The 22,238-nt window shown below is 70.9% G+C and carries 18 protein-coding genes; 11 read left to right on the top strand and 7 right to left on the bottom strand.

Annotated elements, in window-relative coordinates:
- Window positions 1-218: 218 nt before the first annotated feature.
- Window positions 219-1,121: a LysR family transcriptional regulator gene (locus tag SM116_RS08805; protein WP_320944059.1), complete on the bottom strand. Its 903-nt coding sequence runs from the start codon at window positions 1,119-1,121 to the stop codon at window positions 219-221.
- Between the two features lie 127 nt (window positions 1,122-1,248).
- On the opposite strand from SM116_RS08805, the gene SM116_RS08810 reads away from it, so the two are divergent.
- The 3 genes from SM116_RS08810 to SM116_RS08820 all read left to right on the top strand — a co-directional run bounded on the left by SM116_RS08810 (window position 1,249) and on the right by SM116_RS08820 (window position 3,686).
- Window positions 1,249-2,106, top strand: a complete 858-nt coding sequence (locus SM116_RS08810) for an aldo/keto reductase (RefSeq protein WP_320944060.1) — start codon at window positions 1,249-1,251, stop codon at window positions 2,104-2,106.
- Window positions 2,103-3,167, top strand: coding sequence for an aldo/keto reductase (locus tag SM116_RS08815; protein WP_320944061.1), 1,065 nt, complete (start codon window positions 2,103-2,105; stop codon window positions 3,165-3,167). Before SM116_RS08810 ends, SM116_RS08815 begins: the two co-directional genes overlap by 4 nt.
- An 81-nt stretch (window positions 3,168-3,248) precedes the next feature.
- Window positions 3,249-3,686: an SRPBCC family protein gene (locus SM116_RS08820; protein WP_320944062.1), complete on the top strand. Its 438-nt coding sequence runs from the start codon at window positions 3,249-3,251 to the stop codon at window positions 3,684-3,686.
- 40 nt (window positions 3,687-3,726) lie between these two features.
- Here SM116_RS08820 and SM116_RS08825 read toward each other — a convergent pair whose 3' ends face one another.
- Complete coding sequence (locus SM116_RS08825; RefSeq protein ID WP_320944063.1) at window positions 3,727-4,257, bottom strand: GNAT family N-acetyltransferase; 531 nt, start codon at window positions 4,255-4,257, stop codon at window positions 3,727-3,729.
- Between the two features lie 140 nt (window positions 4,258-4,397).
- On the opposite strand from SM116_RS08825, the gene SM116_RS08830 reads away from it, so the two are divergent.
- The 4 genes from SM116_RS08830 (at window position 4,398) to SM116_RS08845 (ending at window position 9,934) form a co-directional block, all read left to right on the top strand.
- A complete protein-coding gene (locus SM116_RS08830) occupies window positions 4,398-4,895 on the top strand; it encodes a hypothetical protein (RefSeq protein WP_320944064.1) in 498 nt (165 codons plus the stop codon).
- Window positions 4,896-4,948: 53 nt separating this feature from the next.
- Window positions 4,949-7,060 carry a bifunctional polysaccharide deacetylase/glycosyltransferase family 2 protein gene (locus SM116_RS08835; protein WP_320944065.1) on the top strand — a complete coding sequence of 704 codons (2,112 nt, stop codon included), beginning with the start codon at window positions 4,949-4,951 and terminating at the stop codon, window positions 7,058-7,060.
- A gap of 37 nt (window positions 7,061-7,097) precedes the next feature.
- Window positions 7,098-8,747, top strand: coding sequence for an acyl-CoA dehydrogenase family protein (locus tag SM116_RS08840; protein ID WP_320944066.1), 1,650 nt, complete (start codon window positions 7,098-7,100; stop codon window positions 8,745-8,747).
- A 77-nt stretch (window positions 8,748-8,824) separates the two neighbouring features.
- On the top strand, window positions 8,825-9,934 hold the full coding sequence (locus tag SM116_RS08845) for a zinc-binding metallopeptidase family protein (RefSeq protein ID WP_320944142.1): 1,110 nt from the start codon (window positions 8,825-8,827) through the stop codon (window positions 9,932-9,934).
- Between the two features lie 30 nt (window positions 9,935-9,964).
- Here SM116_RS08845 and SM116_RS08850 read toward each other — a convergent pair whose 3' ends face one another.
- The 5 genes from SM116_RS08850 to SM116_RS08870 form a co-directional block, all read right to left on the bottom strand.
- On the bottom strand, window positions 9,965-11,671 hold the full coding sequence (locus SM116_RS08850; RefSeq protein WP_320944067.1) for an amidohydrolase: 1,707 nt from the start codon (window positions 11,669-11,671) through the stop codon (window positions 9,965-9,967).
- A 98-nt stretch (window positions 11,672-11,769) separates the two neighbouring features.
- Window positions 11,770-12,678 (bottom strand): 3-methyladenine DNA glycosylase, encoded by a 909-nt coding sequence (locus SM116_RS08855; RefSeq protein ID WP_320944068.1) that lies wholly within the window; start codon window positions 12,676-12,678, stop codon window positions 11,770-11,772.
- Window positions 12,678-13,397, bottom strand: a complete 720-nt coding sequence (locus tag SM116_RS08860; RefSeq protein ID WP_320944069.1) for an SOS response-associated peptidase — start codon at window positions 13,395-13,397, stop codon at window positions 12,678-12,680. The genes SM116_RS08855 and SM116_RS08860 overlap by 1 nt, the downstream gene beginning before the upstream one ends.
- A 9-nt stretch (window positions 13,398-13,406) precedes the next feature.
- A complete protein-coding gene (locus SM116_RS08865) occupies window positions 13,407-14,468 on the bottom strand; it encodes an App1 family protein phosphatidate phosphatase (RefSeq protein ID WP_320944070.1) in 1,062 nt (353 codons plus the stop codon).
- A 4-nt stretch (window positions 14,469-14,472) separates the two neighbouring features.
- A complete protein-coding gene (locus SM116_RS08870) occupies window positions 14,473-15,171 on the bottom strand; it encodes a DedA family protein (protein WP_320944071.1) in 699 nt (232 codons plus the stop codon).
- Window positions 15,172-15,233: 62 nt separating this feature from the next.
- Between SM116_RS08870 and SM116_RS08875 the strand changes: the two genes are divergently transcribed.
- From SM116_RS08875 to SM116_RS08890, 4 genes are all read left to right on the top strand, one after another.
- Window positions 15,234-16,523, top strand: coding sequence for an anthranilate synthase component I family protein (locus SM116_RS08875; RefSeq protein ID WP_320944072.1), 1,290 nt, complete (start codon window positions 15,234-15,236; stop codon window positions 16,521-16,523).
- A 71-nt stretch (window positions 16,524-16,594) separates the two neighbouring features.
- A complete protein-coding gene (gene leuS, locus SM116_RS08880; protein ID WP_320944073.1) occupies window positions 16,595-19,174 on the top strand; it encodes a leucine--tRNA ligase in 2,580 nt (859 codons plus the stop codon).
- A 90-nt stretch (window positions 19,175-19,264) separates the two neighbouring features.
- Window positions 19,265-19,858 (top strand): ComEA family DNA-binding protein, encoded by a 594-nt coding sequence (locus tag SM116_RS08885; protein WP_320944074.1) that lies wholly within the window; start codon window positions 19,265-19,267, stop codon window positions 19,856-19,858.
- A 1-nt stretch (window position 19,859) separates the two neighbouring features.
- Window positions 19,860-22,232 carry a ComEC/Rec2 family competence protein gene (locus SM116_RS08890; RefSeq protein ID WP_320944075.1) on the top strand — a complete coding sequence of 791 codons (2,373 nt, stop codon included), beginning with the start codon at window positions 19,860-19,862 and terminating at the stop codon, window positions 22,230-22,232.
- The last annotated feature ends 6 nt before the right edge of the window (window positions 22,233-22,238 follow it).

Raw genomic sequence — 22,238 nt, forward strand, 5'->3', positions numbered from 1 at the left:
AACCGTGACGGCCAGCCTCCGGCGGGGTGCTCGGGCAACGTAGAATCCCTATTAACGACTGAGAAGTCGAAACAACAGAAAGGATTCGAACCACATGCACTCCTCTCAGGGGGTCAGGGGTTCGAGTCCCCTCAGGTCCACCGAATTCTCCTGATGACGATCGGCATGTGCGCGCACCGTCCGTGACGTACGTCACGTCGGCGCTCGTGGCGGCGCGGTCAGATGCGCGGTTCCACCAGGCTGAGGAAGTCCGCCACGAGCCCAGCACCGCTCTCAGGATGGTTGAACGCAGCGCTGACGGTCCAGACCGGGTCGCGCAGATCGGTGATGTGCAGCGCGCGCAGCTCTGCGGCTATCGTCTTCCTGGACACGGACTGCGGGACGACGGCGATGCCGAGATCCCGGTCGATCATGTCGATGAGGGCATGGATGTCACCCACGGTGAACGCCACTCGTCGGGGGATCTTCCGCCGGGCGAACAGCTCGTCGGTGACCACTCGGATGGCCCAGCTGACGTCGAGATCGATGTAGGTGCGATCTTGCAGGTCGTCCCAGGTGACGGACTTCTGCGTGGCCAGCGGGTGATCGGCGTGCGTCAGCAGCACCAGCGGCTCGGTCGCGAGTGCGGCAGAGTCCAGGCCGGTGAGGCGAAGCCGGGGGTCTGTGGTCTCCGGGGTGCCTGCGACGAAGGCGAGGTCGATCTCCCCCTCGCGCATGCGGCTCAGCAGGGCGGCCGTTCCCGCCTGCGTGAACGTGATCTCGACTTCGCCGTGGCGACGGTGGAATCGCTCCACGAGCTCGGGAACGTTGATCGAGCCCAGACACTGCTCGGCGCCGACGCGCAACGACCCTGTGATCTCACCCGCCGTCGCCATCACGGCGTCCCGCCCCGCGATCGCCTCTGCGAGGAGGTTCCGGGCATGGGGGAAGAGGGCGCGGCCCGCCGGCGTCAGCTCGACGCGGCGAGTGGTGCGGGTGAACAGCTGGGCGTTGAGATCCTGCTCGAGGCTCTTGATCGCGGCAGACAGTCCTGACTGGGACACGCGCGTGACCTCGGCGGCCCGCGTGAACTGACTCTCCTCCGCGAGCGCGACGAAGTACTCCATCTGCCTGAGGTCCATGCCCGCCTCCGCTACTCATGAGTCGCTGTTGTGAGTCTCACAATATTCTTCTGTTGGACAGATAGCAACGTGACTCGTACCGTGGAACCAGTTCCACTCAATCGCGGCCCATCAAGGAGATGCACAGATGAATGATCGCCGGATCGGAAACGTTTCGGTCAGCGAGATCGGGCTCGGCGGCATGCCGATGTCCATCGAAGGACGCCCCGATGAATCGCGTTCGATCGCCACGATCCACGCCGCCCTCGACGCCGGTGTCACGCTGATCGACACCGCCGATGCCTATCACCGCGACGCGGACGAGGTCGGGCACAACGAACTCCTCATCGCGAAGGCGCTGTCCGGCTATGGTGGCGACACATCGAACGTCCTGGTGGCGACCAAGGGTGGCCACCTGCGCCCGGGAGATGGCAGCTGGACGCTGAACGGCCGACCCGACTACCTGAAGCAGGCGGCCAAAGCCTCCGCGAAGCGCCTCGGCGTCGATGCGATCGGGCTCTACCAATTCCACCGTCCCGATCCCCAGGTCGACTACGCCGATTCGGTCGGCGCGCTGCGCGAGCTCCTCGATGAAGGGGTCATCCGGATGGCGGGCATCTCCAATGCGAACGTCGATCAGATCCGGCTCGCGCAGAAGATCCTCGACGGTCGGCTCGTGTCCGTGCAGAACCAGTTCTCGCCTGCCTTCAGAAGCAGCCAGCCGGAGCTGGAGCTGTGCGCACAGCTGGGCATCGCCTTCCTGCCCTGGAGCCCGCTCGGAGGCATCTCGCGTGCGAGCACGCTCGGCGGTCAGGGAGCTGCCTTCGAGAGGATCGGCGCTGAGCTCGGAGTCAGTGCCCAGCGGGTGTGCCTGGCGTGGGAGCTCGCCCTCGCCCCGGTCGTCATTCCGATTCCCGGAGCTTCACGACCCCAGAGCATCCAGGACTCCGTGCGAGCCTCGGAGATCACGCTCACCGACGACCAGATCCGGGAGCTCTCGGCATGAGTGCATCACAGACGCCCGACACCGGCCGCACCCCGTACCGCACGCTGGGCCGCAGCGGGGCTGTCGTGTTCGCCCAGGCGCTCGGCACGATGACGTTCGGCGCGGAAGCGGACGAGCCGACATCGCACGCCATCGTCGACGCCTACGTCGAAGCGGGTGGCAACTTCATCGACACCGCGGACGTCTACAGTGCCGGAGCCAGCGAGGAGATCATCGGCCGATGGCTCGCGACGCATCCGACGGACGCGTCCCAGCTGGTGATCGCGACCAAGGGCCGGTTCCCGATGGGCGCCGGACCGAACGACGTGGGAACGTCTCGTCGGCATCTGCGCACAGCGCTGGACGACTCGCTCCGTCGGCTGGGCGTCGACCACATCGACCTGTACCAGCTCCACGCGTGGGACGCGCTCACGCCTCTGGACGAGACACTGCGGTTCCTCGACGACGCGATCGTGCAGGGGAAGATCGGCTACTACGGGTTCTCCAACTTCACGGGCTGGCAGCTGACCAAGGCGATCATGCTCGCCGAGCAGCACGGCTGGAGCCGCGCGGTGACACTTCAGCCTCAGTACAACCTGCTCGTGCGCGGCATCGAACACGAGATCGTGCCCGCGTCGCTGGATGCGGGGATCGGGCTGCTGCCCTGGTCGCCGCTCGGCGGGGGATGGCTGAGCGGAAAGTACCGGCGGGATGTGCCGCCGACGGGGATGACACGTCTCGGCGAGAACCCCGAGCGCGGCATGGAGGCATGGCAGCAGCGGAACGCGAACGAGCGCACCTGGCAGGTCATCGACACCCTCACCGGCATCGCGGACGCGCACGGGGTCTCTCCGTCGCAGGTCGCGCTCGCCTGGCTCAGCGCCCAGCCTGCCGTGACCTCCGTGATCCTGGGCGCGCGATCCGTCGAGCAGCTGCGCGACAACATGGGCGCGGTCGCACTCGAGCTGGATGACGAGCAGCTGGCGAGCCTGACCGCCGTCAGTGCGCCCCAGACCGAGGACTACCCGTACGGGCAGCCCGCGGTGGCGCAGCGTCACCGGAAGATCGAAGGTGGACGCTGAGCGCGCCGACGACCTAGGACCCGGCATCCCGTCGGCCCGCCCGAAAGCCGCGTGTCGCACCCCGGCGGTAGCGTTCGTCACATGGCTGAGGGGCCCGCGTCATCGATCACGATCCATCACCACTTCGATGCTGCGCAGAATGCCGTGTGGCACGCGTGGACGGATCCGGCGATCGTGGATCGCTGGTGGGGCTCGGACCCCGACGGCGTCGTGACATCGGCGGCACTGGACGTGCGCCCAGGCGGGCGTTTCGTCATCTCGTTCCAGGATTCCAGCGGTGACGTGCACACGTGCACCGGCGAGTACCTCCGCGTCGAGGAGATGACCGAACTGGAGTTCACCTGGTCGTGGCTCAGCGAGACCAACACCCCCTCGCGAGTGACCGTGGTCCTCGCGGCGGACGAGACCGGAACGCGAATGCGTTTCGTGCACGGCGAACTGCGCGGCGTGTCGGGTCACGATTACGCGCAGGGCTGGCGACGCACCTTCTCGAAGCTGGATCGCGTCCTCGCCGGCTGACGGTCCGCGGCGTGCCGTGACGACGTCGAACGGTGGTGGATCAGGTCGGTGCGTCGCCGCTGACCCGCTGGAACAGGAGATGATCCTGCCAGCGCCCCGCGATGCGCAGATAGCGCGGTGCGAGGCCGATGCGCTCGAACCCCGCCCGGCTGAGGACGTTCTGCGATGCGGAGTTCGACACGAGGGTCGCGGCCTGAACGCGGTGCAGCGCGAGCTCGGTGAAGGCGAGATCCACCGCCGCATTCACCGCCTGGGTCGCGTAGCCCCTGCCCGTCCGGTCCTGAGACAGCCAATACCCCATGCTGCACGACTGGAACGCCCCCCGGACGATCGCGCTGAGCGTGAGGCGCCCGGCGACCTCGCCATCGTCGTCGAGGACGACGAACGGGACCGCCTCACCGGCGCGATGGCGGGCGAGCGCCGCATCGATGTCGGTCCGCTGGCCCGCGACCGTGAAGTACTCGTCCGGCCGCAGCGGGTCCCACGGCGCGAGGAACTCGCGGTTGCGGGCGTGGAGGTCTGCCAGCGCGATGTCATCCGTCGGCTGGATGAGTCGGATGCGGGGTGCCACGCATCCACTGTTCCACGTGCGTGCCCGCGCACGTGCCTGCTCGCGCATCGGCGGAGGGTCGCGACAGACGATCCAGGCGTGTTTCAGGATGATCCGCTAGCCTCGACGGGTCCGACAACCCTCTGAGGACGATTGCCCGCATGACCGAGCCGCCCGCGACCCGACGCGAAGCACGACTCGCCGCGGCCGCCAGCGCCGCCGCGAGCGAAGCGGTGTTCGTGGACCCCTCCGGTCGACGGTCACGGCGCCTGCGCATCGTGGTGACGGCCGTGGTGGTCGGCGTCGTGGCGTACGTCGCGTTCCTCGTGTTCGCCGTGGCGGGCGTCCCCGGAGTCAGTTCGCCGCTACTGCCGGGACTGCAGCAGCCCGCTGCGGGTTCGCCCGCTCAGCCGGTCGTCACCCCGACGCCGACGCCGCACCCCGCGACGTCGTCCGCCACGCCGGGGACCGTGACGCCCGGGAGATCAGCCACCCCCACGGCCAAGCCGGTCGCATCGGCGGCCCCGTCCGGCCGTCCGGCACCCGCCGCGACGCCGGCTGCGGTGCTGCCGACCGCGAGCCCCACTGCCACCTCCCCAGGCCGCAGCGGTACTGCTCCCAAGCACACCGCCCAGCCGACCCCGCCCGCGAAGCCGTGAGTCACCGCGCGCGACGGGACTCACCGCGCACCCTGAGACCGGGCTCCCATTGGGTGGCGCTTTCGGCCGTGCTCGTCTTCCTCGCGATCGCGCTCGTCGTGCAGGGGTATACGCACCACCTGGCCGGCGTCAGCGACGACGGCGTCGGAAGCACCGGGTCCGCTGCGGGCGTTCCTGCCGACGTCTCGCACGGCGGTCCCGTCATCGCGACCCACGACGGCGTCCGCACGCTCGCCCCGCGGGCACGCACGATCGCGCTGACGTTCGATGACGGCCCCGACCCGACGTGGACGCCGGCGATCCTCGACGTGCTGCGCCGCAACGGCGTGCACGCGACGTTCTTCGTCGTCGGGCAGCAGGCGATCAGCCACCCCGAGATCGTGCGGAGCATCGTCGCCGCCGGCAACGAGGTCGGGGTCCACACCCTGACGCATGTCGATCTCGGCACCGCCCCCTCGTGGCGTCGACAGATCGAGCTGCAGGGCGGTCAGCAGGCCGTCATCGACGCGACCGGGGAGACGTCCGCCCTCCTGCGTCCTCCGTACAGCTCGGAGAACTCCGCCGTCACCGATGCCACGTGGCGGGCCGTCCAGGAGGCGGGATCCACCGGATACGTCACGGTCCTCAGCACGATCGACAGCGAGGATTGGCGCCGGCCGGGCGTCGACACGATCCTCCGGAACGCCACGCCGGGGGGAACGGCCGGCCAGGTCCTGCTCATGCACGACGGCGGGGGTGACCGGAGCCAGACCGTGGCAGCCCTCGAGCGCCTGCTTCCGGATCTCAAGGCGCGCGGATTCACGGTGACGACGGCGGGCGCGGCGGTCGGGCTCTCGCGGACGAATGTGCCCGCCACCACCGCCGAGCGCGTCGAGGCGGGCGCCTTCGCATGGACCGTCCGCATCAGCGACGCCGTCGTCCAGGTCATCACGTGGCTGCTTCTGCTCAGCGGACTCGTCATCCTCGTCCGGTCGGCGCTCGTCGTCGTGGTCGCCGCGCGGCACGCGTACACGTCGCGGCGCGGAGCCCGGGGCGCAGCAGGCGGCCGGGGGTCGGCATCCCGCCGTCCCATCCTCGACCCCGTCACCGTGATCGTCCCCGCATACAACGAGGCGGCGGGCATCGAGGCGGCGGTGCGCTCGATCGCCACGTCCACGCATCCTGTCGAGATCATCGTCGTCGACGACGGCTCGACCGACGACACGGCGGGCATCGTCGAGCGGATGCGGCTTCCTGGCGTCCGCGTGATCCGCCAGGCCAACGGCGGCAAGCCGTCGGCGCTGAACACGGGGATCGCGGCGGCGAGCCACGAGCTCGTCGTCATGGTCGACGGAGACACGGTGTTCGAGCCGGAGACGGTCGCGCGGCTCGTGCAGCCGTTCGCGGATCCTGCGGTCGGCGCGATCTCCGGCAACACGAAGGTCGCCAACCGCCAGGGCATCCTCGGCCGCTGGCAGCACATCGAGTACGTGGTCGGCTTCAACCTCGACAGGCGCCTGTTCGACGTCGCCCGGTGCATGCCCACCGTGCCGGGTGCCATCGGCGCCTTCCGGCGCTCCGCGCTCCGGTCGGTCGGCGGGGTGAGCGACGACACTCTGGCAGAGGACACGGACCTCACGATGTCGCTTCTGCGCGAGGGGTGGCGCGTCGTCTACTGCGAGGACGCCCGCGCCTGGACGGAGGTGCCCGCGACCCTCTCCGCGCTGTGGAAGCAGAGGTATCGCTGGTGCTACGGCACGCTCCAGTCGATGTTCAAGCACCGTGGCGCGATCGCGCAGGGTGGGGCCGCCGGCAAGCTCGGCCGCCGCGGCCTCGTGTACCTGCTGATCCTGCAGGTGCTGATGCCGCTCCTGGCGCCCGTCGTCGACCTCTTCGCGCTGTACGGTCTGTTCTTCCTCGATCCGGTGAAGATCATCGGCCTGTGGTTCGCGTTCCTTCTTGTCCAGACGTTCGTGGCGGCGTACGCGTTCTTCCTCGACGGTGAATCGCCCGGTCCGCTGTGGACGCTTCCGCTCCAGCAGGTCGTGTACCGTCAGCTGATGTACCTCGTGGTCATCCAGTCGGTCTTCACGGCGTTCGCGGGGCGCCGGCTGAGATGGCACCGGATGGAGCGCTACGGCACGCTGCGCGCCCCCGCCGGAGACCGCGTGACACTGTCGAGTTGAGCCGGGCCGCCGTGCGGTGCGGTCGAGAGGAGCCGCCATGGCCGCCGGCACCGGCACCGAGCCGACGAACCAGGCGCCGCCGCGCGTCGGCATCGACGAGTTCGGCGCCAACCTCGCTCTGACGGAAGCCGTCCGGATCTTCGGCGCGGACTGGGCGGCGGGGTCGCTCCATGAGGTGGGCGAGCTCGTCGGGTCCGAGGACTTCCAGCGGGATGCCGAGAAGGCCCACGTCCACCCGCCGGTCGCCCGCGTGTGGGACCGGTACGGCGCCCGCATCGACGAGGTCGACTACGACGAGTCGTACCACCGGGTCATCGGACAGGCGGTTGCGCACGGCGCGCACACCTCGGGCTGGGCCGATCCCCGCGAGGGATCCGGCGTCGCCCGCGCCGCCACGTTCCTGCTCTTCGCCCAGGTCGAGCCCGGCCACGCGTGCCCCATCTCCATGACCCATGCGGCGGTGGCGTCCCTGAAGGACTCCTCGTGGATCGCGGGCGAGTGGATGCCGCGCCTCCTCACGCGCGAGTACGACCCCCGCATGCTCCCCGCCGCCGAGAAGAACGGCGTCCTGGTGGGCATGGCGATGACCGAGAAGCAGGGCGGATCGGACGTGCGCGCCAACCGCACCGAGGGTGTGAGCCTCGGCGGGGGCAGCTACCAGATCGACGGGCACAAGTGGTTCTGCTCGGCACCGATGTCGGACGCGTTCCTCGTGCTCGCCCAGACTCGCAGCGGCGGCACCGATGAGGGGCTGTCGTGCCTGTTCGTGCCGCGCGTGCTCGCCGACGGCACGCGCAACCCGTTCCGCATCCAGCGCCTGAAGGACAAGCTCGGCAACAGGTCGAACGCGTCGGCGGAGATCGAGTTCGAGGGGACGATCGCGACCCTCGTCGGCGAGCCGGGCCGCGGCGTGCGGGCGATCATCGAGATGGTGCAGCGCACGCGACTCGACTGCGTGCTCGGCACCGCCGCCGGAATGCGCCAGTCGGTGGCCGAGGCCCTGTGGCACGCGCGCCATCGGTCCGCCTTCGGGGCGCTGCTGGTCGACCAGCCCGCCATGACCGCGGTCCTCGCCGACCTCGCGCTCGAGTCGGAGGCGGCGATGCTCGCCGGACTGCGCCTCGCGCAGGCGTTCGAGAACGAGGTGTCGGAGCATGACACGGCGCTGCGCAGACTGGCCACCCCGGCGCTGAAGTACTGGGTGTGCAAGCGCGGCTCGCATCACGCCTATGAGGCGATGGAGTGCCTCGGCGGCAACGGCTATACCGAGTCGTTCCCGCTCGCGCGCCGGTACCGCGAGCAGCCCGTCATGGCGATCTGGGAGGGCTCGGGCAACGTCATCGCGCTCGATGTGCTGCGCGCGCTCTCGCGCGACACCGACTCGGCCGAGGCGCTGAGCGCCGAGCTGGCGAAGACCCGTGGGGACAACGCCGTCCTGGACGCGCATGTCGGTCGCACTCTCGGCCTCCTCCGCGAGATCGCGGCGGATCCGGATGCTGCGCAGTCCCAGGCGCGCCGGCTCACCGAGTCGCTCGGCCTCGCGCTGCAGGGGTCGCTCATGCTGCTGCACGCGCCCGGCCGCAACGCCGACGCGTTCATCGCTGCGCGGATGGGCGAGGACCGCGGGTCGCAGTACGGTGTGCTGCCGGTCGGCACGGACGCCGCCGCCATCCTGGAACGCCACTGACGCTACGGACGCCACTGACGCCACCGACGAGCGGCGACCGAGTCGTCGGGCGATTGTCACGCTACGGTGAGAGCGTGATGACACAGCCGCGCTGTCCGCACTGCCGCCATTTCGTGTATCTCGACACTCTGACCTGCCCCAACTGCGAGGCGGAGATCGGCTACCACATGCCGAGCCGGGAGTTCCACGGCATCCGTCACGGTCAAGTCGTCATCGACGGACAGACCTGGTATCCGTGCTCCAATCGGGAGTGGGACTGCAACTGGCTGGTGTGGGAGAACGCGCCGGCGGGCCGCTGCTTCTCCTGCCGCCTCACGCGTCGTCGTCCGGCGGCGGACGACACCGTCGCCCTGGAGAAGCTCGCCAAGACCGAGGAGGCCAAGCGCCGCCTGATCCTGCAGCTCGCCGACCTCGGGCTGCCGATGGTCGGCTGGGACGTCACGTCGGGCGGTCTCGGCTTCGACCTCATCTCCAGCCTCTCGGACGGCAAGCGCGTGACGATCGGCCACGCCAACGGCATCATCACGATCGACCTCGCCGAGAGCCTCGACGATCGGCGCGAGGCGCTGCGGGTGCGGCTGGGCGAGCCCTATCGCACGATGCTCGGGCACCTGCGGCACGAGGCCGGCCACTACTACCAGAGCGTGCTGCTGACCAACGACGCCTTGTGGGATCAGTGCCGTCAGCTCTTCGGCGACGAGCGGGCGAGCTACCGCGACGCGCTCCAGCGCCACTACCGGCGAGGCGCCCCGTCGGACTGGAACGAGTCGTTCATCTCCGAGTACGCGACGATGCATCCCTGGGAGGACTTCGCCGAGACGTTCGCCCACTACCTGCACATCACCGGCACCCTGCAGACCGCCGCGATGCTCGGCATCCATCTGGATGCGACCGCCACGAATCTGCGCGACACCGACGTCATCCCGCTCGGCTCCTACGAGCACGAGCCGATCCAGCGGCTGCTCGCGGACTGGGAGTGGATGTCGCAGGGGTTCAACCGCATCAACCGGTCGATGGGGTTCGGGGATCTCTATCCGTTCACGATCCCGGCACCGGTGCGACACAAGCTGGCGTTCGTCCATGACATCGTCACGCGGGCCCCGCTCACGGCGGAGGAGCAGTACGCGCTCGCGACGGCGGTCACCCCCGCGCTCGCGACGGCAGGCGCGGAGGAACTCGCCGGCTGACGGCCGTCACGCGCTCCGGACCGGTGCTCCTCAGTGCTCGTGGCCGTGAGGGTCGTCGTGGGAGCCGGAGGTCGCGGGGTCCGTCGCGGGCGCCGCGCCGGCAGCATCGGTGACCGCTCCGCGCGCGTGCGCGATGCGGCCGCCGACCATCGTGACCTCCGCGTGCTCGGTCAGGAGTCGCTGCGGGTCGCGCTCGTGCGAGGAGAGGTCACCCGACCAGACGACGAGGTCGGCGAGCATGCCCGGCCGCAGGGTCCCCAGGCTGTCCTCGGCGTGCCACGCCCGCGCTCCGTGGACGGTGTACGCCTCCAGTGCCCGGTCGATGCCCACGCGCTCGGCCGGGGTCCAGGCATCCGTCCCGTGGAGCGTCGCACGGGTCGCCGCGGAGAAGACGCCGACGAGCGGATCCATCTCGCCCACCTGCCAGTCGCTCGAGAAGGCGACGGTCGCGCCCGAGTCGAGCAGGCTGCGGAACCGCCAGGCGCGGTCCCAGCGCTCCTCGCCGATGTTCTCCATCCACGTGCCGGCCACCAGATCGGGGGAGCAGTGGCGCGGCTGCATCGCCGCCGTCACGCCGAGCGCGCGGAACCGGGGCAGGTCGTCGGGATGCAGGCACTCGACGTGGACGACCCCGTGACGGCGGTCGACCGTGCCGTTGACGCGCTGGGCGTTCTCGATGGCGTCGAGGGCGAGACGGATGCCGGCATCCCCGGTCGCGTGCGTGTGGGTCTGCAGCCCGAGCCGATCGAGCTCGGTGATGACGTCGACGAGCTCGCGCCCCGGGTAGCTCGGTCGTCCGCGCCGGCCCGGCCGGTTGGCGTAGTCCTCGAGCATGAGCGCGGTGTGCGGCTCGATGACGTCGTCGGCGTACAGCTTGACGGGCCCGACCTGCAGCAGCGGGTCGCCGGCGAACCCGTCGATCGTCTCACGCAGACGGCGACGGAAGTCGCCGTCTGCGCCCACGGGGTGGAACAGCGCGGCGATGACGCGGGAGGTCAGCACGCCCTCGGCGAGGGCACGCTCGAACAGCGGAAGCTCCGCGAGGGGAACCTGTGGCTCGACGACGGTGGTGATGCCCAGGGCGGTCGCCATCCGCATGCTCGACTGCAGCTTGCGGTAGCGGCGGTCGGGGGAGTACATGGGGATGTCGCGCTGCAGCTGCGTGAGTCCTGCCTCGGTCATCGCGCTCGTGTAGAAGTCGGTGACCCAGCCGGTCGGCTCTCCGGTGCGCTCGTCGCGCTCGGGGCGCCCCCACGCGATGTCGCCGCCGGAGAGGATGCCGAGCGCCTGCAGGGCGGCGCGGCTGAGCCACACCGAGTGCTGGTCGTAGGTCGTCACGAAGATCGGGCGGCCGGTGAGCCCCGCCAGGTCGTCCGCGTTCGGCCGCCGGTTCTCCACGATCGAGTACACGGCGTTCTCGGCGCAGATCCAGTCCAGGTCGGGACGGGATGTGGCGAACTCGCCGATGCGGCGGCGCACCTCGCCGAGGTCGTGCGCACCCTCGAGGCTCACGGCATCCGCGTCGAACCCGAGCAGGAGGTGGTTGTGGCTGTCGATGACGCCCGGGGTGACGAGCCGCCCGTCCGCCTCGATCGTGTGGCGCGCAGCGGGCGCCTCAGCGGCGGATCCCACGTAGGCGATGCGGTCGGCGTCGATGCCGACCGCCTCGGCCCACGGCTGGGCGGGGTCGAAGGTGCGCACGCGCGCTCCCGTGATGAGCGTGTCGATGGCTGCCATGGCTTGTCGTCCTCTCCTCGTTCTTCGACGCACGTCGTGGATGCGGCCCGCGACGCGATGCGAGGATCGCCGCCGACCGGGCTGCCCGCCGCTCCGAATCAGCCGACGGCCGCCGTCTCGGCCCGGGCCAGCTCGAGTGCATCGAGCAGTCGCCGGCGCAGCCCCTGGGCGCGGTCCGAGAAGCCGCGCTGGCGTCGCACGTACTCGGCCTTGCCCGCGGCGGTCTCGATGGCGACGGGCTCCGCACCCCATGCGCGCAGGTCGTAGGGCGACGCCGCCATGTCCAGACGCCGGATGTCGCTCGCGAGCTGGAAGGCGTCCAACAGCAGGTCGCCGGGCACCAGGGGCCCGAGCTTGATCGCCCACTTGTACACGTCCATCCCGGCGTGCAGGCAGCCGGGTTGCTCCAGAGCCGCCTGCTCCTCGCGCGTCGGCTGGATGCGGTTTCTCGGCACAGCCTCGTCGGTGAAGAACCGGAAGGCGTCGAAGTGCGTGCAGCGCAGGTCGTGCGCATCCACCACGGCGTCCGTGCCGGCCTGGCCGAGTCGCAGCGGCACCTCGTGCCGACGATCGGCCTGCCGGTAGACCATCGCCCACTCGTGGAGCCCGAAGCATCCGAACCCGGCCGGACGCCCGAGCGCCGACCGCACGATGCGCTCGACCCCCTGCACGAGCAGGGTCTTCTCGGCGAGGAAGCCCGCCGTGTCCACCCGCAGCGACCCCGGATCGCGGCCTCCGACATACCAGCGCCAGTCGGCGCGAGGGGATGCGGCGGCCTCCGCGAGTTCGATGCCTCCGCCCGGGTGCCAGCGGCGCAGGACGGCCGGCTTGTACGAGTAGTAGGTGAAGAGGAAGTCCTCGATCGGATGCTTCTCGCCTCGGGCGGCACGCACGCGATGCGCAGCCGTCAGCGCATCCGCACGCTCCTCGTGTGCCGCTGCGAGCGCCCGCCACTCTGCCGGCTTCAGAACGACCGATTCCAGAACGGCCGACTCGACGACGATCATCAGGCGGCGTCGTCGACCGGCTCGATGAGGTCCGGCGAGTCGTTCCGGACGTTGCCGACGGCCCTCGACACGACGTGGTTGTCGAGCGTCTCGGCGAGGGCGGGCGCAGCGTCGATCGCGGCATCGAGGATGTCGCCGACGTTCTCGACCGTCGGATCGAGCCACGCGTCGGCGAAGTCGGCGTCGAGGAAGAGCGGCATGCGATCGTGGATCGAGCCGAGATCGCCGACCGAGTCGCGCGTGAGGATCGTGAAGCTCAGCATCCACCGGTTCGGGTCGTCGTCGGCGAGCGCGGGATTGCGCCACCACTCGTAGAGGCCGGCGAAGAAGAGCGGCCCGTCGTCCGCCGGGTGGATGTAGTGCGGGATCTTGCCCGCATCCGTCGTCTTCCACTCGTAGTAGCCCGATGCCGGGACGACCGCGCGGCGCTTGACGAGGGCGGTGCGGAACATCGGCTTGTCCTCGACCTCCTCAGCACGCGCGTTGAACGCCTTGGAGCCGATCGAGGGGTCCTTCGCCCACGCGGGGACGAGTCCCCAGCGCGCCGGCTCCAGACGACGCGTGGGCGGCTCGGTCTTGGCCGAGTCGAGCACGATGGCCACCTGCGAGGTCGGAGCGACGTTGTACGACGGAGCCGGCAGGTCATCCGCCTCGACGTCGACCCGCAGCACCCCCACGAGTTCGGATCCCACGTTCGCGACCACGAATCGTCCGCACATGCGGCCAGCCTACGCGCGGGGTCGGACGTCGGTGCCGCCGAGGATCCCGACCTCGGTGAGACGGTCCAGCAGCTCGGCGCCGTCGTTCCCGGTCACCCACGGCACCTCCGCCGCCGAGTGGTCGTCGACGACGGTGCGGCCGCCGGCGAGCACCGCCTCCGCGGGAGAGAGGCGACGGATCGCGACGCCCACGACGCTGGCGGGGTTCTCGCCCGCGAAGGTCGTGTAGATGTCGTCGTCGGCCTGACCGTCGTCGCCGATCAGCAGCCACCGGATGTTCGGGAACTCGGCCGCCAGCCGCCGCAGGTTGTGCAGCTTGTGCGCCGGGCCGCTGCGGAACCAGCGATCGTGGGTCGGACCCCAGTCGGTGAGCAGGATGGCGCCGGAGGGGAAGAGGTGGCGGGTGAAGAACCGCATGAGGGTCGGCGCGACGTTCCACGCGCCCGTGGACAGATAGACAACCGGTGCGCCCGGCTTCTCGCGCACGATGCGCTCGAGCAGCACCGACATGCCCGGGACGGGCTGGCGGGCGTGCTCGTCGACGACGAAGGTGTTCCACGCGGCGACGAGCGGCCGCGGCAGCGCCGTCACCATGACGGTGTCGTCGACGTCGGAGACGATGCCGAACCGGACGTCCGGTCCGACCACGAGGCTGCGGGACTCGACCGGCTCGCTGCCCTCGACGCGGAGGGTGAACGTGTGCCAGCCGGGCTCGAGGGGCGCCGGCAGCACCACGTCGACCACGCCGCCGCGATCGGAGACGACCTCGTGCGTGACGCCTCCGATGGTCACCTGCACCTGGGCGAAGCCGATCGGCACCGCGGCGAAGCTGCGCCAGCCGCGTACCGATCCGGTGACCTCGCGGCGGCGCCGCGTCGGCACCAGCGGCACGATCATGACGCGTCCGAGGACGCGCACCCAGCCGTCACCGCCGTATCCGGGGAAGGTCATGACGGTCGGCATGTAGCCCTTCCGGCGCGCGCGGCGCTCGCGCCACGCGTGGAACCGGTACTCGAGGCGCGCGATCCACAGCACGCGGGCGCGCGTCGGCTCGGCGGTCTCTCGGGACATCCTCTCAGTCTCCCATGCCGGTCTGGGCGCTCGCGCCGAGCCCAGGCTCCGCGCCGCTCTCCTCGTCCGCCTCGAGATGACGTCGTTCGCGTCGGTGCAGCACCCGCTTCGCCACGACCACGCCGGCGAGGAAGAGCGCGATGATGCCGACGAACAGGTAGCCCGCGACGTGCAGCTCGTGCGACAGCGTGCGATAGGTGCCCGCGGCGACGGCGCTGACCGTCACGTAGAGCGACGCCCACAGGGCGCACGCGGGCGCGGTCCACGCGAGGAACCGGCGGTAGGAGAAGCCGCTCATTCCGACCGCGACCGGCACGACCGAATGCAGCACCGGCAGGAACCGCGACAGGAAGATCGCCGGGCCGCCGCGCCGCCGGATGTACCGCTCGGCGCGCACCCACGTGTGCTCCCCGATGCGGCGCCCGACCCACGAGCGCCGGATGGCCGGCCCCGCCCACCGCCCGAGGCCGTAGCCGATGCTCTCGCCGGCCAGTGACGCGACGATGATCGCGACAGCCAGCGTCACGCCTTCGAGCGGTGAGCCGACTGCGCTTCCGGCGACGATCGCGACGGTGTCGCCCGGCACGATGAGCCCGACGAACAGGCTGGTCTCCAGCAGCATCGCGCCCGCGGCGACGAGGGTGCGCGTGAACGGCTCGACGGACTGGACGGCGTCGAGCAGCCAGGACAGCACGTCGTTCATGGTCCGAGCCTAGAATGCGCACCTCCGCATCCCCTAGGAGCACCTGCCTCTACCCTGGACGCGTGGAGCTTCACCCCGTGCGCGCGCCGTGGCGCGAGCCCGAGCGGCTGTTCGCGGGAGCGGCTCGTCTGCATCCCGACCTCTTCTGGCTGGATGCGGGACCCGCTGCGGTGGACGGCTGGAGCTGGCTGGGGGTGGGTTCGCGCGTCGAGGTGGACGAGGTGCGCGCGGTCGTGTGCGCTCCCGGTGTCGCCTCCGAGGGCGGCGCCTTCCGCGGCGGATGGGTCGGCTGGCTCGCGTACGAGGACGGCGCCGCGCGCGCCGGGGCACCGGTCGCCGCCGGGGACGGCACGCCGTCGCAATGGATGCGTGCGGAACGCTACATCGCCTTCGAGCATTCCGCCCGCTGCATATGGCTCTTCGCTCCCGATCCGGACGCCTTCGCGCTCGAGCTCGACGCCTGGGCGGCGCAGCCATCGGTCGGCGATCCGCAGCCGCGCACCGCGCGGGCGCGGCACACGCCCGCGGAGTACGCGGGGCTCATCGAGGACTGCCGGGCGGCGATCCGCGAGGGCGACGCCTACCAGCTCTGCCTCACGACGCGATTCGACGTCGACGGCCCGGTCGACGAGGTCGCCGCGTATCTCGCGCTGCGCGGCGCCACTCCCGCGCACCACGGAGGCTTCGTGCGCATCGAGGGTGTGACGCTCGCAAGCGCGAGTCCGGAGCGATTCCTCGAGGTGTCACCGCACCGCGAGCACGGCGGCGCTGTCGTGCGGACGCATCCCATCAAGGGCACCCGGCCTCGCGGGATCGATGCCGCCGCCGACGACGCGCTGCGTGCACAGCTGCACTCCAGCCCGAAGGAGCGCGCGGAGAACGTGATGATCGTCGACCTCATGCGCAACGACCTCTCGCGGGTCGCGCAGACCGGAACCGTGACGGTCGAGCGGCTGCTCGAGATCGAGTCGTACCCGGCGGTGCACCAGCTCGTCAGCACGGTGGCCGCGCAGCTCGCGCCCGGCACGACGGTGGGGGAGCTGTGGGATGCCGCGTTCCCCGCCGGCAGCATGACCGGGGCTCCGAAGCTGTCCGCCATGGCGATCCTGCACCGCCTGGAGCGCGGGCCTCGCGGCATCTTCGCCGGCTGCTTCGGATGGGTGGGTGTCGACGGCGGCATGGATGCGGCGATGGTGATCCGCTCGATCGTCGTGCGCGGCGACGGCGCCTCCGTGGGAGCCGGCGGGGGCATCACGTGGCTGTCGGTCGCCGCCGAGGAGGTCGCCGAGGTCGGAGTGAAGGCGAGGGCGCCCCTCGCGGCTCTCGGGGCGCAGCTGCCGCCCGGCTGGTGAGGCCCCCTGTCCGGTAACCTGGAATGCACGTTTTTCGCGTGCCACACCCCAGGTAAGGATCGGCCCACTCCGTGTCTCAGAACTCCTCGACCACCACCGCAGCCGGTGCCGCAGACGCCGGCGGCTTCGACACGCATGCGATCCATGCGAAGTGGCAGGCACTCTGGGCCGAGAAGGACCCCTTCCGCGCGGGCGGCGACGACGACACCCGGCCGCGCAAGTACATCCTCGCGATGTTCCCGTACCCCTCGGGCGACCTGCACATGGGGCACGCCGAGAACTACCTCTACTCCGACATCGTGGCGCGCTTCTGGCGTCACCGCGGCTACAACGTCCTGAACCCGATCGGCTGGGACTCCTTCGGCCTGCCCGCGGAGAACGCGGCGATCAAGCGCGGCGTCGACCCGCGCGGGTGGACATATTCGAACATCGACCAGCAGAAGGCGAGCTTCCGCGCCTACGGCGTCTCGTTCGACTGGAGCCGTGTGCTGCACACGAGCGACCCGGAGTACTACCGCTGGAACCAGTGGCTGTTCCAGCGTCTGTACGAGCGCGGCCTGGCATACCGCAAGGAGAGCCCGGTCAACTGGTGCCCGAACGACCAGACCGTGCTGGCCAATGAGCAGGTCGTGGACGGCCACTGCGAGCGCTGCGGCGCTCTGGTCGTCAAGAAGAAGCTGACGCAGTGGTACTTCCGCATCACCGACTACGCGGACCGGCTGCTGGACGACCTGAACCAGCTCGAGGGCTTCTGGCCGCAGAAGGTCATCCAGATGCAGCGCAACTGGATCGGCCGCTCGGTCGGCGCCGACATCGACTTCGAGATCGAGGGTCGCGCCGAGAAGGTCACGGTCTTCTCGACGCGTCCCGACACCCTGCACGGCGCCACATTCTTCGTCGTCGCGCCCGACTCCGATCTGGCAGCCGAGCTGGCCGCGGAGGCCGGCGCCGATGTGCGTCTGCGCTTCCAGGACTACCTGGAACGCGTGCAGCGCGAATCCGAGATCGAGCGCCAGGCGACCGATCGTCCGAAGACGGGCGTGTTCCTGGAGCGCTACGCGATCAATCCGGTGAACGGCGACCGGCTGCCCATCTGGGCCGCCGACTACGTGCTGGCCGACTACGGCCACGGCGCCGTCATGGCCGTCCCCGCGCACGACCAGCGCGACCTCGACTTCGCACGGGCCTTCGACCTGCGCGTGAAGGTGGTCGTGGACACGACCGCGCCGATCACCGGCGCGATCCCCGTGATCGAGCTGGATGAGGACGGCGTGCCGGTCGGCGTCGACCTCGAGGATCTGAATCCCGCCCGCACCGGCATCGCCCTGGTCGGCGAGGGCCGCATGATCAATTCGGGCCCGCTGGACGGCCTGTCCAAGCGCAATGCCATCACGCGCGCCATCGAGGAGCTGGAGCGCAGCGGCCGCGGCCGCGCGGCGAAGAACTTCCGCCTGCGGGACTGGCTGATCTCGCGCCAGCGGTTCTGGGGGACTCCCATCCCGATGCTGCACACCGAGGACGGCCGCATCGTGCCCGTTCCGGACGACCAGCTGCCCGTGCGGCTGCCCGAGGCCGAGGGCCTGGACCTGAAGCCGAAGGGCGCCTCGCCGCTGGGCGCCGCCACCGAGTGGGTGCAGGCGACGGATCCCGAGACCGGTGAGCCCGCGTTGCGCGACCCCGACACGATGGACACGTTCGTCGACAGCTCGTGGTACTTCCTGCGCTTCCTGTCACCCACGGATGCGTCCGAGGCGTTCTCGTCGCGCGCGGCGGACACCTGGGCGCCCGTCGACTTCTACATCGGGGGCGTCGAGCACGCCATCCTGCACCTGCTGTACGCGCGCTTCATCACGAAGGCGCTCTACGACATGGGGCTGGTCGACTTCACCGAGCCCTTCTCGAGCCTCATCAACCAGGGCATGGTGATCCTGGGTGGCGCGAAGATGTCCAAGAGCAAGGGCAACCTCGTGGTCTTCCAGGACGAGCTGGATGCGCATGGCGCAGACGCGCTGCGCGTCGCCCTGGCCTTCGCGGGCCCGGTCGAGGACGACAAGGACTGGAACGACGTCTCCACGACGGGCGCCCAGAAGTTCCTGTCCCGGGCGCTGCGCGTCGCGCAGGACGTCACGAGCGACCCCGCTGTCGTGTGGGCCGAGGGCGACGCATCCCTGCGCCGCGTCACCCATCGACTGCTGGCGGATGCGCCGAGCCTCGTCGAGCAGACGAAGTTCAACGTCGTCGTGGCCCGGCTGATGGAGCTCGTCAACGCCACCCGCAAGGCGATCGACACGGGCGCCGGTCCCGCCGATCCGGCCGTCCGCGAGGCGGCGGAGGTGACCGCCATGGTCCTCGACCTGTTCGCCCCGCACACCGCCGAGGAGATGTGGGAGATACTCGGCTACGAGCCGTTCGTCGGTCTCGTCCCCTGGCGCAGCGCCGACCAGACCCTTCTCATCGAGGAGACCGTCACGGCCGTCGTGCAGGTGGACGGCAAGGTCCGCGCGACCCTCGACGTCCCGGCGCGCATCGACGAGAAGGAGCTCGAGCGCCGGGCTCGGGAGGACCAGCGTGTGGTCCGTGCTCTCGGCGATCGCGAGGTCGTCCGTGCCGTGGTGCGGGCGCCGAAGGTCGTCAGCTTCAGCACGAAATAGCCTCCTCCCCAGTCGCGACGGAGGGTCGCCGCATCCACGCCCTCGCGTGACGCGGGGGCGAACGGATGCCGGCCCTCCTAGCTTGGGGCGGTGACCACCGAGGAACCTCTCCGCGCGCGGAGGCGGCTCGGCGTCGGCGCCGCCATCGTCGTGGCGCTCGTCGCCCTCGCCGTCACGGTGGGCATCGGCATCCTGCGAGGCGCGACCGCGCCCGTCGACGACGTGCCGCTCGCGGTGTCGACCACGGGCGCGGCCGTCAGCGGCGCGAAGCTGTTCGTGCACGTGTCCGGCGCTGTGCGGGTGCCGGGGCTGTATCGGCTCGACGACGGGGCGCGGGTCGTGGACGCGGTCGCGGCCGCAGGCGGGTTCGCGGACGGCGCGGCTCAGGATGCGGTGAACCTCGCGCGCCCGCTGACCGACGGCGAGCAGCTCGTCGTGCCGATCGTCGGCGCGCAGCCCGCGTCGACCGGCGCTGCGGCGGCGCCCGTCGACGGCCGCGTGAATCTCAACACGGCGGATGCCACGGCTCTCGACGCGCTCCCGCGGATCGGTCCGGCCCTGGCCGCTCGCATCGTCGCCTGGCGTGAGCAGAACGGCCGGTTCACGAGCGTCGACGACCTGCTCGCCGTCCCCGGCATCGGCGACAAGATGCTCGAGAGCCTGCGCGATCTCGTGACGGTGTGACGTGCGCGACCTGAGGCTCGTGCCGGTGGCGGCGGTTGTCTGGGGCGCGGCGATCGCAGCGGTGCTCCAGCCCGATCTCGCCGCCGTCCTGGCCGGAGTGGGCGGACTGGGTGCGGCCGCGGCGATCATCGGCGCCCGGCGAGCGAGCAGTCGCCGCCGACGGACCGCGGTCTCGCTCGCCGTCGTATCGCTCGCCCTCGCGGCGGCCGTCTGCGGGCAGGTCGCTCTCGCGCAGCCGTCGCGGGCCGCGGCAGCCGCTCTCGGGGTCGACGGCGGACGCGCGATCGATGTGCATGCCCTCGTGGTCGGCAAGGTCGAACGCGATGCGACCGGCACGCTGCGCCTGGACGCCGTCGCGAGCCGCATCGATCGAGGCCATGAGCGGCACCGCGTCGACGTCCCCGTGTCGATCGCCGTCGCGCCCGGCGACGTCTCCGGCGAGCGGCTGGACGTGGGGTCCACGGTCGTCGCGTCCGGCACGGCGTTCCGGGCGGATCCGGGGGAGCGCGCCGTGCTCGTCGTGCGCGCGTCGCGCGGCATCCGCGTCGAAACCGCGCCCCGCGGACTTCTGGCGCTGGCCTCCGATCTGCGACGCGGACTCGTCGCCTCGGCCGAGGGGCTTCCGCAGCCGGGTGCCGGCCTCGTGCCGGGTCTCGCCGTCGGCGACACGTCCGCCGTCCACCCGGAGCTCGTCGCGGCGATGAAGGTCACGTCGCTCACGCACCTGACGGCCGTCTCCGGGGCCAACTGCGCGCTCGTCGTCGGCATCGCATTCGGCGTGGCGGCGCTGTGCGGAGCGCGGCGCGGGCTCCGGGTGGTGATGGGAGTGGCCGCTCTCGCCCTCTTCGTCGGCATCGTGACGCCCGAGCCGAGCGTCGTCCGTGCCGCGATCATGGCCGCCATCGCGATGATGGGCGTCCTGCTCGGGCGAACCGGGGCCGGCGTCTCCCTGCTGTGCACGGCCGTCGTCGTGGCGCTGCTGGGCGATCCCGCGCTCTCCCTCTCGCTGGGCTTCGCGCTGTCGGCCGGTGCCACCGCGGCCCTCCTCGTGCTGGCACGCCCGCTCGCGACAGGTCTGTCGAGATGGATGCCGCGCGCCCTCGCCCTGGCGCTGTCCGTGCCGCTCTCCGCCGAGCTCGTCTGCGGACCGCTGCTGATGACGATCAACCCGGCGATCCCGCTCTACGGAATCGTCGCGAACCTCCTCGCCGATCCGGCCGCGGGCCCGGCGACGATCCTGGGACTCGCCGCCTGTCTCGCGGCGCCGCTGCCGCTGCTGCGGTCCGGACTCGCCGCACTGGCGTGGATCCCCGCGGCCTGGATCGCGGGCACCGCGCAGACGACGGCGTCCCTGCCCGCGCACCTCGTGCCGTGGCTGACCGGGATCGTCGGCGTCGCGTCCTTCGGCGCGGTGGCGGTCGCGGTGGCGCTCGTCGTCATCCGTCCGGCGCGGCTGCGCCGCGCGATCGTCCCGGCCGCCGCCGTGCTGGCGATCGTCGTGGGAGTCGTGGCCGGCAGCGGGCTCTCGTCGTCGGCGATGGCACGGATCGGACTGCCGCCCGCCTGGGCCGTCGGGGTGTGCGATGTCGGGCAGGGCGACGCGCTGCTGGTCCGCTCCCACGGACGGACGGCGCTCATCGACACGGGACCCGAACCGGCACCGGTCGCCGCGTGCCTGCGCAGGCTCGGCCTCGATCGCATCGACATCCTCGTGCTGACCCACTACGACAAGGACCACGCCGGCGGATTCGAAGCCCTCCTCGGTCGGGTCGACACGGTGTTGCACGGCCCGATCGGCAAGCCCTCGGATCAGCGCGTTCTCGACCGTCTCGAGAGGGCCGGCGCGCGACTGGTCGACACGCACACGGGGATGTCGGGACGCCTCGGGGCCGCCACGTGGACGGTGCTGTGGCCGCAGGCGCGCAGCCGCGCCTTCCCGCCCGGGAACGAGTCGTGCATCATCCTGGATGTCCGCGGGGGAGAGGTCCCGCCGTCGCTGTTGCTGTGCGACACGGATGCCGTGGTCCAGCGGGCGCTCCTTCGCTCCGGCGCGCTGCGGCCGCCGTACGCGGTGGTGAAGGTGGCCCACCACGGCAGCGCCGACCAGGAGGCCCGGCTGTACGCCGCACTGCGGGCGCCGGTCGCTCTCATCTCGGTGGGCCTCGGCAACGACTACGGCCACCCGCGCGCGCCGACGCTGGCGTTCCTCATGGCGCTGGGTGCGCGCATCCATCGCACCGATCAGGAGGGCATGCTGCTCGTCACGTCCGTCGATGCGGGCATCCAGGTGTGGCGTGAGCGCGCACCGCCGCCGGGCGGCGCGCCCACCCCGAGCGCTTCGTCCAGCGGGAGGCGTGTCGGCGGCGCCGGATAGGCTGAA

This window comes from Microbacterium rhizosphaerae, from assembly GCF_034120055.1.
In the GTDB taxonomy this organism is placed as follows: Bacteria; Actinomycetota; Actinomycetes; order Actinomycetales; family Microbacteriaceae; genus Microbacterium; species Microbacterium rhizosphaerae.

Coding starts and splice junctions, on each gene's coding strand:
- SM116_RS08805 (WP_320944059.1), bottom strand. CDS start 1,121: ATGGACCTCAGGCAGATGGAGTACTTCGTCGCGCTCGCGGAGGAGAGT.
- SM116_RS08810 (WP_320944060.1), top strand. CDS start 1,249: ATGAATGATCGCCGGATCGGAAACGTTTCGGTCAGCGAGATCGGGCTC.
- SM116_RS08815 (WP_320944061.1), top strand. CDS start 2,103: ATGAGTGCATCACAGACGCCCGACACCGGCCGCACCCCGTACCGCACG.
- SM116_RS08820 (WP_320944062.1), top strand. CDS start 3,249: ATGGCTGAGGGGCCCGCGTCATCGATCACGATCCATCACCACTTCGAT.
- SM116_RS08830 (WP_320944064.1), top strand. CDS start 4,398: ATGACCGAGCCGCCCGCGACCCGACGCGAAGCACGACTCGCCGCGGCC.
- SM116_RS08840 (WP_320944066.1), top strand. CDS start 7,098: ATGGCCGCCGGCACCGGCACCGAGCCGACGAACCAGGCGCCGCCGCGC.
- SM116_RS08845 (WP_320944142.1), top strand. CDS start 8,825: ATGACACAGCCGCGCTGTCCGCACTGCCGCCATTTCGTGTATCTCGAC.
- SM116_RS08850 (WP_320944067.1), bottom strand. CDS start 11,671: ATGGCAGCCATCGACACGCTCATCACGGGAGCGCGCGTGCGCACCTTC.
- SM116_RS08855 (WP_320944068.1), bottom strand. CDS start 12,678: ATGATCGTCGTCGAGTCGGCCGTTCTGGAATCGGTCGTTCTGAAGCCG.
- SM116_RS08860 (WP_320944069.1), bottom strand. CDS start 13,397: ATGTGCGGACGATTCGTGGTCGCGAACGTGGGATCCGAACTCGTGGGG.
- SM116_RS08865 (WP_320944070.1), bottom strand. CDS start 14,468: ATGTCCCGAGAGACCGCCGAGCCGACGCGCGCCCGCGTGCTGTGGATC.
- SM116_RS08870 (WP_320944071.1), bottom strand. CDS start 15,171: ATGAACGACGTGCTGTCCTGGCTGCTCGACGCCGTCCAGTCCGTCGAG.